At 63.8% G+C, this 16460-nt stretch carries 7 protein-coding genes; 3 read left to right on the top strand and 4 right to left on the bottom strand.

Features of this window, described 5'->3' with window-relative positions; genetic code table 11:
* Positions 1 to 14 precede the first annotated feature (14 nt).
* Positions 15 to 7169, bottom strand: a complete 7155-nt coding sequence (locus tag AB688_RS09905) for a retention module-containing protein (protein ID WP_063543780.1) — start codon at positions 7167 to 7169, stop codon at positions 15 to 17.
* Between the two features lie 479 nt (positions 7170 to 7648).
* On the opposite strand from AB688_RS09905, the gene AB688_RS09900 reads away from it, so the two are divergent.
* The 3 genes from AB688_RS09900 to AB688_RS09890 all read left to right on the top strand — a co-directional run bounded on the left by AB688_RS09900 (position 7649) and on the right by AB688_RS09890 (position 12644).
* Positions 7649 to 9022, top strand: coding sequence for a TolC family outer membrane protein (locus tag AB688_RS09900; RefSeq protein ID WP_063543778.1), 1374 nt, complete (start codon positions 7649 to 7651; stop codon positions 9020 to 9022).
* A 76-nt stretch (positions 9023 to 9098) separates the two neighbouring features.
* Positions 9099 to 11234, top strand: a complete 2136-nt coding sequence (locus tag AB688_RS09895) for a type I secretion system permease/ATPase (protein WP_063543776.1) — start codon at positions 9099 to 9101, stop codon at positions 11232 to 11234.
* Positions 11235 to 11288: 54 nt separating this feature from the next.
* Positions 11289 to 12644 (top strand): HlyD family type I secretion periplasmic adaptor subunit, encoded by a 1356-nt coding sequence (locus tag AB688_RS09890; RefSeq protein ID WP_063543774.1) that lies wholly within the window; start codon positions 11289 to 11291, stop codon positions 12642 to 12644.
* A 132-nt stretch (positions 12645 to 12776) separates the two neighbouring features.
* Here AB688_RS09890 and AB688_RS09885 read toward each other — a convergent pair whose 3' ends face one another.
* The 3 genes from AB688_RS09885 to AB688_RS09875 all read right to left on the bottom strand — a co-directional run bounded on the left by AB688_RS09885 (position 12777) and on the right by AB688_RS09875 (position 16260).
* On the bottom strand, positions 12777 to 13376 hold the full coding sequence (locus AB688_RS09885; protein ID WP_063543772.1) for a tRNA-uridine aminocarboxypropyltransferase: 600 nt from the start codon (positions 13374 to 13376) through the stop codon (positions 12777 to 12779).
* Positions 13377 to 13660: 284 nt separating this feature from the next.
* Positions 13661 to 15226 (bottom strand): methyl-accepting chemotaxis protein, encoded by a 1566-nt coding sequence (locus AB688_RS09880; RefSeq protein WP_063543770.1) that lies wholly within the window; start codon positions 15224 to 15226, stop codon positions 13661 to 13663.
* 140 nt (positions 15227 to 15366) lie between these two features.
* Positions 15367 to 16260 carry a LysR family transcriptional regulator gene (locus AB688_RS09875; RefSeq protein WP_054893274.1) on the bottom strand — a complete coding sequence of 298 codons (894 nt, stop codon included), beginning with the start codon at positions 16258 to 16260 and terminating at the stop codon, positions 15367 to 15369.
* Between the last annotated feature and the right edge of the window lie 200 nt (positions 16261 to 16460).

The raw sequence follows: 16460 nt of genomic DNA, 5'->3' as shown, positions 1-16460 counted from the left end.
GGCAAGCCCGGTCGTCACACGGTATCCACCTTCAACGAATGATCGTTGAGCATGCCGTTGATGACGGTCGCGGTATCGTGCCCCGCCGCGATCATGCCTCCAGCTCCAGCCGTCACCCCGTAATGCTGGGCCAGGTCGACACCGGCAAGATCGATGGTCTGGGTCGCCGCAGCGCCCGCCACGCTGCTGACCTCAAGGGTCGAGACCACATTGACCCCACTGCCACTGACCTTGAAGTGCAGGTAGTCATCCAGTGACGCCGCCGTGGCGTTCTCGCCCTGCAGCAATTGCGACAGGTCGAGCCGGTCGCTGCCCGGCGTGAAGTCGGTCACCCGGTCGTGCCCGGTGTCGCCTTTCTGCCAGACGAAGGTATCGTTGCCGCTGCCGCCGGTGAGTGTGTCGTTGCCTGGCCCGCCAATTAGGATGTCGTTACCGCCACCGCCGATGAGAATGTCGTCCCCCAGGCCACCGCTGAGCACATTGTCCCCATCGTTGCCGATCAGCGTGTCGTTGTCGTCCGAGCCGATCAGGTTCTCGATGCTGACCAAGGTGTCGAGCCCCGCACCGCCGGTGTTCTGCGCACCGACATGGCCGAGATCGACCGTCACCCCGGCAGTGGCCGACGCGTAGCTGGCGGTGTCATTGCCTGGCCCACCGTCCAGCAGGTCGTTGCCGGGGCCACCGATCAGCAGATCATCTCCCTCCCCGCCGTACAGGGCGTCGTTCCCCACCCCTCCCACCAGCACATCGTGACCGGCACCACCGTTCAAAGTGTCATCGCCATTGCCCGCCAGCAGTACATCGTCGCCCGCCGTGCCCTGCAAGGTGTGACCTGCCTGATAGGTGATGTCCACCGCCCCGGAGGCGCTGCCACCATGGTTGTCGCTGAGCGTGTAGCTGCCCTGGTAGACCTCGTTTTCGGCATGGCTGTAGTCGATCACCAGGCTCAGCTTGTAGTTCTCCGCCGCCTTGCTGTTGCCCAGGGCGTTCTCGCTGTTGATCACATGAATGCTGTACACACCGTCGTGGCTGGCCGTGAAGCTGCCACCGTCGGCGATGGGCTGGTAGTTGCCATTGGCATCCTTCCATTCCAGCATCAGGTTGCCTGCCGGGCGGTCATGGTCGAGGCTGAGGCTTTCGCCCTTGCGCAGGGTTACGGTCAATGTGTCCTCATCGTTGGCATTGCCGGTGCTGATCGAACCCAGGTAGCCAGCAATCACCAAGGCCGCTGTCATGGAACCCGAGACCGCAGTGAAGTCACTGCGCGCCAGGTCCTTGAGCTGGTTCTCGGGCTTGTTGACGGTGCCGTCGAACTTGAGCGTCTGCACCTGGCTGCCCACCGTGAAGCCCGCGCCTTTGTCGGCAAAGCCCGTGTTGAAGGTGATGGGCGCAGCGCTCAGGTGGTCGTGATCCGCATCGCTGTCATTGGCCAGCAGCGCCTCGGCCGGTACGGTGACGCTGGCACCGGCGATGTTGGTGATGATGTGGTCGGCCCCCGCCACCGGGGCGCTGTTGCTGTTGATCTTCACCACCAGGCTGGCACTGCTGGTGTCGCCATCGTTGTCGCTGACAGTGAAGCCGAATTTCTCGACCTGGCTGCTGCCGGCGTCCTTTGGCGGCGTGTAGGTAAATTCGCCGGTGTCCATGTCCACCAGCAGCGTGCCACCGAGCGCTGTCTTGATCGACAGGGTATTGCCGGTGGTGTCGAAACTGGCCTTGTCCGGGCCACCGGCTACCGTATAGCCGCCCTGGCCGGCGTTGGCTTTCGGGTCGAAGGTGTAGGTGGTGCCATCGACCAGCAGCGCCTTGATGAAGCCGCCATCGGCACCGAAGTGGCCACCGCTCATAAGGCTGCCGGTAATCGGCGCACCTTGTACCGTGCCGGACAGCACCGCGCTGAGCTGGCTCAGATCGGTGACCACCACCGAGTCGGTGTCGACATGGCTGCTGCCATCGTAGGCCAGCGGGTCGAGGTTGGCCTGGTTCACCCCGGTGCCGAGGCCAATGGCGTAGGACTTGATCCCGTTGTTGTCGAGGAAGCTTTCCCAGGCTGTTTCGCGTACGGCGGTCATCGAATGGCCGTTTGTGGGCACGCCGTCGGAGAAGAAGTAGCTGATGTTCTGCGCCCCCGCGATCTTGCCGCTGGTGACAAAGGCTTCCTGCGCCTTGGTCGCGGCGGAGTCGTAGTAGGTCGAGCCGTCTGCGCTCAGACCGGCGACGATACTCTTGGCCTCGGCGATCGACACCCAGACCGGCGTCTTGACCCAGGCCCCGGTGGCGAAGGTGACGATCTGCACCTTGATATCGCCCATGTCGTCGTACTTGTCGAGCAAGGCGTTGATCGCCTGCTTGGCCAAGGCCAGACGGCTCAGCCCCTGCACACCAGAGTCAACGTTCATGCTTCCGGAGACATCGATCACCAGCAGGATATTGGAGTCCACCTGGCCGGGCGTGATGCTGCGCTCGGCGCACACGGCCTTGGGCACATCATCGACGATGGAAATGGCGATGCTGCTGGTGACACTGTTGCCCAGTGAATCGGTGGCCTTGTAGGTGAAGTACTCGACGACTCGATTGGCGCCATCGTCCGCCCCACCCGGCGTTTTCGGTGCCGAGGTCAGGGTGTAGGTGTAGGAGCCGTCGGCGTTGATCTGGATTTGCCCGAACTGGCCGACAGCATTGCCCACCAGGCTATAGGTCAATGCACCAACACCCCCGCCGACCGATCCCACCAGGCTGCCGGAGGCGGTTTCCGCCGTTGAGTGCGGGTCGCTGCCCGTGACCGTACCCGCCGCCAGGTCGTTACCGTCCTTGACCAGGTCCAGCGCCTTCTCGTACACGGTGACGTCACGGTCCTCACAGGCCACCAGCTTGCTGTCCTGCACATTGATGGTGATGGTCGTGGTGCTCTCGTCACCATCGGCATCGCGAATGGTGTAGACGAACACGTCGCTAGCGCCGGCCTTGGACACACTGTCAGGGTTGGCGTGATAAGTCGCATTGCCCTGGGCATCGAGGGTCAGGTAGCCGTACTGGCCCATGACCTGGCTGCCAAGCTGGCCAATTGCCGAAGTCGAAGTATCGGAGCCTGCGCGCACGCCGACCACATACTGACCATCTGCCCGTGCATCGGCACCGACAATGTCGTTGTCCAGCACATTGCCGCTGACCACACAACCTTCAGTCACGCTGGCCACATCGCAATGGGCCTTGGGTACGTCGTCGACGATGGTGATGACGATGGTGCTGGTGGTCGAGTTACCTACGGAGTCCGTCACTTTATAGGTGAAGGACTCGGTCAGGCTGTTCGCGCCATCATTGGCGTTGCCCGGCGTTTTCGGTGCAGAGGTCAGGGTGTAGGTGTAGGAGCCATCGGCATTGAGCTGGATCTGCCCATATTGCCCCGTGGCGTTGCCCACCAGGCTGAAGGTCAGTGCGCCCACACCCCCGCCCACCGAGCCCGCGAGGCTGCCGGATGCAGTTTCCGCTGTCGAGTGCGGGTCGCTGCCGGTGACATTGCCTGCCGCCAGGTCGTTGCCATCCTTGTTCAGGTCCAGTGCTTTTTCATACACCTTCACTTCGCTGTCTTCGCAGGCCACCAGCTTGCTGTCGTGCACGTTGATGGTGATGGTCGTCGTGCTCTCGTCGCCGTCGGCATCGCGGAGGGTGTAGACGAACACGTCGGTAGCGCCGGCCTGGGACACGCTGTTGGGGTTGGCGTGATAGGTCGCATTGCCCTGTGCATCGACGGTCAGGTAGCCGTACTGGCCCATGACCTGGCTGCCGACCTGGCCAATCGCCGAAGTCGAGGTGTCGGAGCCGGCACGCACGCCGACCACGTACTGGCCGTCCCCCCGCACATCGGCGCCGACAATGTCGTTGTCCAGTACGTTGCCGCTGACCACACCGCCTTCAGTCACGCTGGCCACATCGCAGTGCGCCTTGGGCACATCGTCGACGATGCTGATGACAATGGTGCCAGTAGTCGAATTACCCAGCGAATCCTTCACCTGGTAGGTGAAGGACTCCGTCAGCGTGTTCGCGCCGTCGTTGACGTTGCCCGGCGATTTCGGCGCCGAGGTCAACGTGTAGGTGTAGGAACCATCGGCATTGAGCTGAATCTGCCCGTACTGCCCGGTGGCGTTGCCCACCAGGGTGAAGGTCATCGCCCCGATACCGCCACTCACCGACCCGGCCAGCGAGCCCGATGCCGTCTCGCCTGGGGAATGCGGATCGCTGCCGGTGACGGTACCCGGCGCCAGATCATTGCCATCCTTCACCAGGTCCAGCGCCTTCTCGTACACCGTCACGCCGCCATCAGGCGTCGCGACCAACGAGCAGTCGTGGATATCAATGGTGATGGTGGTGGTGCTCTCGTCACCGTCGGCATCGCGGATGGTGTAGACGAACACATCCGTGGCACCGGGCGGCGTGACGCTGTCGGGGTTGGCGTGATAGGTCGCGTTGCCCTGGGCATCGAGGGTCAGGTAGCCATACTGACCGACCACCTGGACGCCCAGTTGGCCGATGGCCGACGTGGAAGTGTCCCCGCCTGCGCGAACCCCGACCACGTATTTGCCATCGGCCACCACATCGGCACCGAACACATCGTTGACCAGTACGTTGCCACTGACCGTGCCGCCCTCGAAGACATTGGCAAAATCGCTGTGTGCCTTGGGCACGTCGTCGACGATGGTGATGACGATGGTGCTGGTGGTCGAGTTGCCCAGCGAATCCTTCACCTCGTAGGTGAAGCTCTCGGTCAGACTGTTCGGCCCATCATTGACGTTATCCGGCGATTTCGGCGCCGAGGTCAGCGTGTAGGTGTAGGAACCATCGGCATTGAGCTGGATCTGGCCATACTGGCCCACCGCGCTGCCCACCAGCGTATAGGTCAGGGCGCCAATGCCACCGCTCACCGAACCCGCCAGGCTACCGGAGGCGGTTTCGCCGGTGGAGCTCGGCGCACTGCCGGTGACGGTACCCGGCGCCAGGTCATTGCCATCCTTCACCAGGTCCAGCGCCTTCTCGTACACCGTCACGCCATCGTTAGGCCCCGCGATCAGCGAGCAGTCCTTGACGTTGATGGTGATGGTGGTGGTGCTTTCGTCTCCATCGGTGTCGCGAATGGTATAGACGAACACATCGGTGGCACCGGCCGGCGCCACGGCATTCGGGTTGGCGTGGTAGGTGGCGTTGCCGGCGGCATCGATGGTCAGGGTGCCGTACAGGCCACCGATCGCGGTATTGAGATTGCCGATGGCCGAGGTCGAGGTATCGGACCCCGCCCGCGCGCCCACCACCACATTGCTGGTGCCGGCCTGGTCGGCGCCCAACTGATCGTTAAGCAGCACATTGCCGCTGACCGTGCCACCTTCCACCACGCTGGCCGAATCGGGCTGCGCCTGGGGCACGTCGTCGACGATGTTCACATCCAGGGTGGCCGTGGCGCTGCTGCCATCGGTGTCCTGGGCGATCACGCTGAAATGCTCGCTCAGGCTGTTGGTGCCCTCGCCCACGGGATGGCCTTCGTTACCGAGCAAGGTGTAGCTGTAGCTGACCACGCCGGTGGTCGGGTTGTAGCCGGTGATGGTCAGGGTGTTGCCCAGCGCGGTCGTGATCGACTGCGGGAAGCCCGCCACCAGGCCGCCGCTGACCACGCTGATACCGCCGACCGTCAGGGTCTGCAGGCCGTCCGGTGCACTGACGGTAAAGCTGCCGCTCTGGGTCAGGGCGGTGCTGTCCGGCGCACTGCCGTTGCTCAAGTGCTTCTCGTAGACCGTCAGTTCACCGCCCTCCACATCCAGGCCGCCGAGCGTTACCGGATCGTCGAGGTTGGTGATGTTCAGGGTCAGGGTCGCACTGCTGGTGTCACCGTCCGCATCCTTCAGGGTGTAGGTGAAGGTCTCGACGCCATGTCCGCCACCGTTGAGGTTCTTGAAGTCCGCATCCTCGGGGTTGAGCGTGTAGGTGTAGGAGCCGTCCGAAGCGAGCACCAGGGTGCCGTAGGTTCCGACGTAGGTGCCGGCCACCACGGGTCCGCCGACCACCCGATCGGCGCCCTGGACGTCGTTGTCCAGCACGTTGCCGGTAAGTTGGGTGTGCTGCTCGGTGGCAGTGACCGCATTGGTGTCGTTGACCGCCGTGGGCACATCGTCGCGAATGATCACGTCCAGCGAACCACTGGCCACATCGCCATCCGTGTCGCTGACCAGCACCGGGAAATGCTCGCCGAGTTCGTTGTTGCCCGCTCCGTCCGCATGCTGCTCGGCGCCAGTGAGGGTGTAGCTGTAGCTGACCACGCCCGTGGACGGGTTGTAACCGGTGATGGTGAGGATGTTGCCAAGGCCCGTGGTGATCGACTGGCCCACGCCGGTCACCACCCCGGCAGTCACCACGTTGATACCACCGACGCTGAGGTTGAACACACCATCCGGCGCGACCACGGTGAAGCTGCCGGACTGGGTCAGGGCCGCCGGGTTGCTGGCCGACCCCAACGGCAGGTTCGCTTCGTTGAGAGTCAGTTCGGCGGGGCTCAGGTCGAGCCCGCGCAGGGTCACAGGATTGTCCGGCGGTGTGACAGGCGGATTTACAGGAGGATTGATCGGTGGATTGATCGGAGGAATGGCCGGAGGACCGAACGGCCCTGCGTTGTTGTCGACATCCAGGGTACCGATGTAGCGGTTGGCCAGTTCCGGAATACCGTTGAAGCCTGCGGTGGGGAAGCCGATGGTCGGATCGACCCGCCCGGCCACTTCGGTCAGCAACACGAAGCTGTGCCCGCCGCCCAAGGCCCCGGGCGCGCCATTGGCGCCAGGCCCGGCGGCGGGTGCCTCGCCCTCCTGCGTCGGGTCGGCACCTGCGGCAATGGCTTGTTGCAGGCGCTCGACATCACTGAGCTGTGCCTGGCTGGGCAGCGTATCAGGGGCATGTACGTGGGGAGCTCGATTGGCCAGCAGGTCCGGGGTCATCTCCAGGCTGCTGCCTCGTCCCAACGTCAGCTCGGCGCCGTTGTGCAAACGTACGGCCACAGCACCCGCGGCTCCGGTTTCCAGCTGCTCGCCCGCGAACAGCCGATCGCCTTCCACCAGCAGGCGCTTGGCACCGTCGCTGCCCACCGCGAATACCTGACCTATGACCTTGCTGACCACGCCAATTGATTTAGCCATGAACGCACGCCTCCCCTGCCGATTGGCTTTCTGCAGTGGCGGACAGGCCAGGTAATGCGGGAAGCGATCCTTTGCGGGTCTCGCGTCTGTCACAAGGGTGAGAAATCGCCTTCACCAAGACAGCTCAACACGTGCGGTAGTGGTAATTGGCCATTATTTTCATGCCAATTTTTTGTCGCCAAATTCCGCCGTTGTTGTCCTCTCCAGGGTCCTTAGCTGCAAAAAATCTGGAACTTTCTCAGAAGCCCGGAAATCAGGTACTGCAGCCGATTTACCCGAGCGCTTGATTAGAACAATGTCTCGGTTTGCTTAGACCGCATAAGTTTTTTTTCGCATAGACCTTATGAAAAAATCTTCTTAGCTCGCCCGTTAAATGTTCTTAGCTCTGTTGTTACAAACCTGAAACGGTTTCAACTCAATTTTTCGTCATTTTTTTGGCGAATAGCAGGATCTTTTTAAAGACCAGGGAGAAGTACCCCATGCGCGTGTTAACCCCCATCACCAGTGCGATTCTGTTGGCCATGGCCTGTGCCAACGCTCAGGCGATGTCGATCACCGAAGCTGTCCAGAGCGCCGTGGACTACCACCCTCAGATCAGCTCCAATCGCAACAGCAAGCTGTCGGCCGATGAGGATGTGAAGTTCGCGCGCGGAGGCTACTTCCCCACGGTCGACCTGGTGGCTGGCTATGGCCGTCAGCGCTCGGACAACCTCAATACGCGCGGCATCAACCCCGACGGCACGCGTAACCACAACAAGGAAACCCTCAACTACACACAGTCCGAACTGCGCCTGCGGCAAATGATCTTCGACGGCTTCAACACCTCCAACGAAGTCGGGCGTACCGAATCGGTGGCCACCTCGCGCGCGTACTACACCCAGGCCATCGCCCAGGATGTCGCCCTGCGCGCCATCGAGGTGTACTTGGAAGTACTCAAGCGCCGTGAGCTGGTGACCCTGGCCAAGAACAACCTGCAGGCGCACCTGCGCGTCAACGACCAGATCGGCCTGCGCAGCGAACGCGGTGTCGGCAGCACCGCCGACCTCGACCAGTCCCGCGCCCGTCGCGCCCTGGCGGAAAACAACCTGGACACCGCCGAGGTCGACCTGGCCGACGCCGAGGCCAACTTCTACAGCGTCATCGGACGTCAGCCCGACGAACTGGAAACGCCGACCTCGATCAAGATCCAGATGCCCAGCACCCTCGACGAAGCCCGCCAGGGCATGCGCGAGAACAACCCGTACCTCAAGTCCGCCCAGGCCGATGTCAACGCGGCGGAGAAACAGTACGAAGTGGCCAAGTCGCCGTTCTACCCGCGCCTGGACGCAGTGCTGGCCACCGGCGCCAACAACAACCTGGGCGGCGAGCGCGGCCACAGCAACAACGACTGGCAGGCCGGCGTCGAGCTCAGCTACAACCTGTTCCGTGGCGGCAGCGACAAGGCGCGCCTGCAGTCCGATGCGCACAAGATCAACCAGGCCATGGACATCCGCAACAATGCCCTGCGCGAGCTCACCGAGAACCTGAGCCTGGCCTGGAACGCCATGAACAACGCGCGCAAGCAGACCCCTAGCGCCCGCGAATACGCCGAGACCACTCAACGCGTACGCGGTGCCTACCAGGACCAGTTCGGCCTGGGCCAGCGCACCCTGCTCGACGTGCTCGACAGCGAGAACGAGCTGTACAACGCCAACCGCCGCTACACCGAGGTGCGCTACACCGAAGAATTCTCCATGTACCGGGTGCTGGCGACCATGGGCGAGTTGCTGAGCAAGCAGCGCATTTCGCTGCCACCGGAAGCCATCGCCAAGACCGACGTACGCAATGAGGCGCAGTTGCCCGACATGCGCTAGGCCCTGCATCAGGCGGCTGTAGACCTCTGCAGCCGCCTCCCGTCCACCGCGGCAGGAGTAGGCCATCGTGACCAGTATGCATAGCACGCAGCCCACCCTGGCTGCGGATGATCCGTTGCTCGATGGCCTGCTGATCCTGTGCAAGGTTCATGGGTGCCCGGCCAGCCGTGCCAGCCTGTGCGCCGGCCTGCCGCTGGCCGACCAGCGCCTGAGCCTCGAACTATTGCCCCGCGCCGCCGCCCGCGCCGGCCTGCAGGCACGCGTACTGCGCCGCGAACTGAGCGCCATCAATACACTGAACCTGCCGGTACTGTTGCTGCTCGGCGATGGACGCAGCGCCGTGCTGCAACGCTGGAACGAAGATGGACGGGCGCTGATCCTGCCCTGCGAGGCCGACGGTGGCGAGCAATGGGTCGAGCGCCAGGCGCTGGAGCAGGCCTACAGCGGGCAAGCCCTGTTCGCCCGCCCGCGACATTCCCTCGAAGACCTGCGTACGCCACTGCTGCCACGGGTCGAAGCATGGTTTCGCGACACCCTCAGGCATTCGCGCTGGCTGTACAGCGATGCCCTGCTGGCCAGCCTTCTGATCAACCTGCTCGGGCTGATGGTGCCGCTGTTCGTGATGCAGACCTACGACCGCGTGGTGCCCAACCAGGCCCTCTCGACCCTGTGGGTGCTGGTCATCGGCCTGTTCATCGGTACCGCCTTCGAATTGGTGCTGCGCATGGTCCGGGCACACCTGCTGGACCAGGCCGGCAAGAAGACCGACCTGATCCTGTCGGCCACGCTGTTCGAACGCATCACCGGCATGGCCATGAAAGCACGTCCGGCCAGCATCGGCGGCTTCGCCCAGAGCATCCACGACTTCCAGGGCCTGCGCGAATTCCTCACCGCCGTGACCCTGACCAGCATCATCGACCTGCCCTTCGTGGTGCTGATGTTGCTGGTCATCGGCCTGCTCGGCGGCTGGCTGGTGGTTATCCCGCTGGTCGCCTTCCCCCTGGCGGTGGGCGTGGCGTTGTTCATCCAGATACGCCTGCGAGACACGGTGCAGAAAAGCCTGAGCCTCGGCGCCGTGCGCCAGGCCTTGCTGATCGAAACCCTTGGCGGCCTGGAAACCCTCAAGGCCTGTGGCGCCGAAAGCGAGCGCCAATACCAGTGGGAACACACCAACGGCGCCATCGCCCGTCTCGATGCCCATGCCCGCAACCTGTCGGCCCTGGCCAGCAACGGCACGCTGTTCATCCAGCAGTTCTGCGGCATGGCCACCATCGTCGCGGGGGTCTACTCGATCATCGCCGGCAGCCTCAGCGTGGGCGCGCTGGTCGCCTGCTACATGCTCGGCAGCCGGGTGCTGGCGCCGCTGGGCCAGATCGCCGGGCTGATCACCCGCTACCAACAAGCACAACTGACCATGCGCAGCACCGACGCACTGATGAGCTTGCCGCAGGAGCGCCAACCCGGTCAGCAGGCGCTGGAGCATACGGTGCTGCAAGGCGGCCTGGGCATCAGCCACGTGACGTTCCGCTACCCCGGTCAGGTCGCCGCGGCACTGAACGATATCAGCCTGTCGATCAAGCCCGGCGAGCGCATCGGCATCATCGGCCGCAGCGGTTCGGGCAAGAGCACGCTCGGGCGATTGTTGATGGGGTTTCATCACCCTGACGAAGGCCAGGTGCTGCTGGACAACCTTGACCTGCGCCAGCTGGATATCGCCGACCTGCGCAATCAGCTTGGCTATGTCGCCCACGACATGCCCCTGCTGGCAGGCAGCCTGCGCGACAACCTGACCCTGGGCGCACGCCACGTCAGCGATGCGCGCATGCTCGAAGTCGCTGAGCTGACCGGAGTCAGCGAACTGGCCCGCCAACACCCGCAGGGCTTCGACCGCCCGCTGGGCGAGCGCGGCCAACTGCTCTCCGGCGGCCAGCGCCAGGCCGTCCTGCTGGCCCGTGCACTGTTGCTGGAGCCGCCGATCCTGATCCTCGACGAACCCACCAGCCACATGGACAACAGCAGCGAAGACCAACTGCGCCAACGCCTGCTGGCCTGGGTGCCCGGCAAGACCCTGCTGCTGGTCACCCACCGCAGCTCGATGCTCAGCCTGGTGGATCGGCTGGTGGTACTCGACAACGGCAAGGTGGTGGCCGACGGGCCGAAGGACGCGGTGATCGACGCCCTGCGCAAAGGCCGTATTGGCGCAGCCCTGTAAACGACGTGAAGGACGGCGCTGCCACAGGCACCGTGGTTTTCATAGGAGGTAGACATGCCCCTCAGCCATAGTGTGCGCAGCCAACTCTCCGGCGCCGACAAGCATGCCGAGCGCGACTACATGCCGGAGCTGGCAGGTGCCACCCTGCAGGACTCGCCGCGCCTGTCGCGCATCACGGTGTGGCTGGCAGCAGCGCTGTTGCTGGTGGCCCTGGTCTGGGCAAAGTTCGCCGTGCTCGACGAGGTCACGGTCGGCGAAGGCAAGGCCATCCCCTCGAGCAAGGTGCAGGTGATCCAGAACCTCGAAGGCGGCATCGTCACCGAGATCTTCGTGCGCGAAGGGCAGATGGTCGACAAGGGGGCCACCCTGCTGCGCCTGGACGATACCCGTTTCAAGTCGAACAAGGGCGAGAGCGAAGCCGACCGTTATGCCCTGACCGCACAGGTCGAGCGCCTGTCGGCCGAGGCAGAAGGGCGCCCCTTCGCGCTGTCGGACGAAGTCCGCGCCAAGGCACCGCAGGTGGCCGAAGACGAAATCGCCCTCTATCAATCACGCCAGCGCCGGCTCGCCAGCGAGAAGCAGACACTCAACGAACAACTGCGGCAGAAGACCCAGGAACTCGCCGAATTCCGCTCCAAGGTCGAACAGTACCGCTCGGCCGTTGGCCTGCTGCAACAGGAGCTGGACATGTCGTCGCCCTTGGTGAGCAAGGGCGCCATTTCGCCGGTGGAGATCCTGCGCCTCAAGCAGCGCAGCGTCGAAGCCCGCGGCCAACTGAACGCGACCAATCTGGCCATCCCTCGCGCCGAAGCGGCCATCGCCGAGATTCGCAGCAAGATCCAGGAGTCCGATGCAAGTTTTCGCTCGGACGCCGCCAAGGAGCTCAACGACAAGCGCACGGAACTGTCGAAGATCACCGCCACCAGCATCGCCATCGACGACCGGGTCAACCGCACCACCGTGGTGTCGCCGGTACGGGGCATCGTCAAGCTGCTCAAGGTCAACACCATCGGCGGCGTGGTCCAGCCCGGCAGCGACCTGGTGGAGATCGTCCCAATCGAGGACAACCTGCTGATCGAAGCCAAGGTGCGCCCGCAGGACGTGGCGTTTCTGCATCCGGGGCAGGTGGCGATGGTCAAGTTCAGTGCCTACGACTACACCATCTATGGCGGGCTCAAGGCCACGCTTGAGCTGATCAGCGCCGACACCGTCACCGACGACAAGGGCAATGCGTTCTACCTGATCCAGGTGCGCACCGAGAAAAACCATTTGGGCGGGGACAACAAGCCGCTGCTGATCATCCCGGGGATGACCGCGACAGTGGACATCATCACCGGGCAGAAGAGCGTACTGGATTACCTGCTCAAGCCGGTGATGAAGGCCCGGACCGAGGCGATGCGTGAGCGGTGAAAGTCTTGGGATTGGTGGTGGCCTTTTCGCGGGCAAGCCCGCTCCCACAGGGGCCCCACAGCATTCAGAATGTTATGGGGCAGTCCAATTTGTGGGAGCGGGCTTGCCCGCGAAAAGGCCAACACCAACCTGTCATCCTTCCCCATGATTCCGAGCAAAGGTCTCAGCCCCCATGGCGCTGATCTGCCCCTCGATCAATGCCTCGAACGGCCTGAGCAATTCATCGAAATTCGCGGGCTGCTCCAACACATTCAGCGCCTGCACCACCGCTTCGATGGTCGACACCGCACCTGCCTCCGGCGCCTTGCGCAGTCGGTAGCGCGAGGGCTGGACCTGGCCGAGCGTCACCCGCGGCAACCCCTCCAGCAGCGGGTTGAGGTACAGCAACTTGCGTGCCTTGCGCCAGGTCCCGTCTGGGACGATCAGCAGCAACGGCAACGCATCGCCTTCGCCATAGGCCGACACCACCTCGGCCTGCTCGCCCGGGAACAGCAGCACCGGACGATAGCCGGGAGTGGCCAGCAGTGCGGGCAGATCCTCGAAGACTTCGCCAATCGACAGCTCGGCATTGCGCAGCCCCAACGCCGCCAGGCGGGCGGTGTTCAGGGCGTGGCTGGTTTCACTGGGGTGCTGCAGCAGGACCACACGGGTGCGGCTGTCTATTGATGGGATCAGTGGGCAGAGGCAATGGGCGAGCGGGCGCTGGCAGCGCTCGCAGCGGGGTCTGGGCATGGGGGTCTCCGTTGGCGGAGGGATTTTGCCATATGCCGGGGCTATATGCCGGAAATCGGGGCCCGCCTTGCGGGCCATTCGCGGGACAAGTCAGGACGCCGAACCGCCGCTCCCACAGGACAGCACCACGCGCCTCGAATGCGGCGCTGTCCTGTGGGAGCGGGCTCGTCCCGCGATGGGCCGAGCAGCGGCCCCAGGATCTGTGCAGCTACACAGGATGCAGGGGCTGCTACAGCAGATCGCAGTACCTGGCAGGAGCAGGTTTGTCGGCGTCGCCATCCCCTCTAACGATTGAACCGCTCCGCCAGGCTATGCAGGTACTCCGCCATCCGCTCCAGGTCCTGGCTGATCTCGGCGCCCTGCTTCGCCTGCCCAGCGCTTTCGTCGCACAGGTGGGCAATGCGCACGATCTGCTGGTTGATATCCTCCGCCACATGGCTCTGCTGCTCGGACGCAGTCGCCATCTGCTGGCTCATACCGGTAATGCGGCTCACCGCCTGGACGATGCCTGTCAGCGCCGACTGTACCGCCTCGACGCTGTGCACGCTGTCGCGGGAAATCTGCTCGCCGCGGCTGGCGCTGCTCACCGCACGCTCGGCACCGGCCCGCAGCGAGGCGATGATCTGGTGGATTTCCTCGGTGGAGGTGCGGGTGCGCTGGGCCAGCGAGCGCACCTCGTCGGCCACTACCGCAAAGCCCCTGCCCTGCTCCCCGGCACGCGCCGCTTCGATAGCGGCATTGAGCGCCAGCAGGTTGGTCTGCTCGGCGATCGAGGTGATCACATCCACCACACTACCGATCGACTGGGTCTGCTCGGCCAGGGCATTGACCGCCTGGCCGATGTCGTTCACCGCCTCGCTCATGCTGCCCATGGCCCGCAGGCTCTGCTGGGCCAGGTCACTGCCCTGCTGCGCGAGCTGGTCGGCATCGCCGGCCGCATGGGCGGTGCTCTGCACGTTATGGGTCACCTGCTGGATGGTCGCCGCCATCTGCGCGATGGCGGTGGCCGACTGGTCGGTTTCGCTGCGCTGTCGGTCGAGCATCTGCGCCTGGGCATCAGACAGTTCCGCTGACTGTGCGGCCCGTGACTTGACCCCAACGCCAGCGTCCACCAGCCGCGTGAGCGCAGTCTGCAGACGTGCCTCTTCGCTGATGATCGCCAGGTCGAGCTGGCCGCGCAGACCGGGGTTGTCACTGTAGGTCAGGGCAACCAGCGGGCTGGTGAAGGCCTTGGGATGCTCGGCCAGGGTACGGCGGATGGCCTGGTTCTGCCGGTGCTCGATCAGGTACCAGGCACTGAACAGGCTGACCATCAGCAGGCCCAGCGCCGCATAGGGCGGTAGCCACAGGTAGCCTGCCGCCGCAATCAGCCCGGCACCCACCAGTGGCCAGCCAGTCCCCAGGCCATGCGCCAGCCGCGCCGCCCAGGGCACTGGCGAGCGTTCGGCCCGCAGGCGTGCGTATAACGCTTCGGCACGACGAATCTGTTCGCGGGTCGGCACCGAACGCACCGATTCGTAGCCACTGATGCGGCCGTTCTCGTAGACCGCCGTGACATAGGCGCTGACCCAGTAGAAATCGCCGTTCTTGGCGCGGTTCTTCACCACCCCCATCCACGGCTTGCCCTGCTTGATGGTTTCCCACATATGGCCGAACACCGACGGCGGCATGTCGGGATGGCGCACCAGGTTGTGCGGCTGCCCCACCAACTCGTCGTAGGTGAATCCGCTGATTGCCACGAACGCATCGTTGCAGTAGGTGATCCGGCTGTTCAGGTCGGTGGTGGAAATCAACCGCTGCTCGCTGGAGAACGTTCTTTCATGCTCGGTTACGGGCAGATTCGTGCGCATCTCGGGCGGTCCTTGCTTGTGTAGATGAGGGGGTAATTTCATCAAAGCAAGTAAAGGTTTAGCAGAGCTTTTTCACGTGCGTGATCAGCATCTGTAAGAAAAGTTTCCGACCTGATGGAATGTATTTTCGCCAACGCCAATCAGCCCACATTCAACTGCGACTTGAGCAGGTCGCGGAAGGTCTGGATCAACGGTTCGCGGCTGCGCCCACGCCGGATGATCAACGAAAATGGCGCCTGGTAGCCGAAGGTAGACGGCGATAACACTCGCAGATCACCTTTGTCGGCCCAGGCCTGGGCATAGTGCTCAGGCAGGTAACCGATGTAGGCACCGGACAGGATCAGGATCAACTGCGCCTCCATGCTTTCCACGGTCGCGGCGCTGTGCTTGAAGCCGTGACGAGCCAGCTCCGCCTGGCTCCAGTAACCGCGCCCGACCATGCGCTGCTGGGTGATGACTTGCGCCGGAATGCGCCGCTCGTTGAACAGCGGGTGGCGGCTGCTGCAGTACAGCCAGTGCTGCTCGCGGTACAACGGCTGGTACACCAGGCCGCTCATGCGCGAAGAGAAGGCGCCGATGGCCAGGTCCAGGCGGTTGTCCTGCACACCCAGCTGCAGCTCGTAAGGGCTGGAAACCGACAGGTGCAAATGCACGGCCGGGTGCTCCTGGCTGTAGGCGCCGATCGCCTCGGCCAGGGGCAGCGCGCGATCGCCGACGGTGGAGTCGATCACCCCCAGGTTGAGGGTGCCGCGTAGCTCACCCTTGAGCGCCGCAGCGTATTGCTCGAAACCGTCGAGCTCGCCCAGCAGGCGCAAGGTCTCCTGGTGGAACAGCTCACCCTTGCTGGTCAGGCTGAAACCACCACGGCCGCGGTGGCACAGCACCAGGCCCAGGGCACTTTCCAGCTGGCTCATGTAGGTGCTGATGGCCGACGTGGAAAGGTTGAGGTCACGCTGGGCGTTGGCGAAACCTTGGTGACGCACCACGCTGACGAAGATGCGCAGCAGTTTCAGGTCGGGCAGCGATGAGGCCATGGCGCACAGGTTCCGCAGACTGGAAATCCGTCAGAGTCTACCGCGCCTTCGTCGCGATAGTTCAGAAATTCCTGAAGTAAGTATTTGTCGGTAGCGATTCTTCCGGCGCACTACCTTGCGCAGACTTGGCCGAAATGTCCCTGGTCGCCGGCGCCTTCGCGCTTGCCGAGCGTGCCGCGACACAGGTTCGAACAAACAGA

The sequence above is a fragment of the Pseudomonas putida genome (assembly GCF_001636055.1).
Taxonomy (GTDB): Bacteria; Pseudomonadota; Gammaproteobacteria; order Pseudomonadales; family Pseudomonadaceae; genus Aquipseudomonas; species Aquipseudomonas machongensis.
This window is presented reverse-complemented; position numbering and strand designations above follow the sequence as displayed.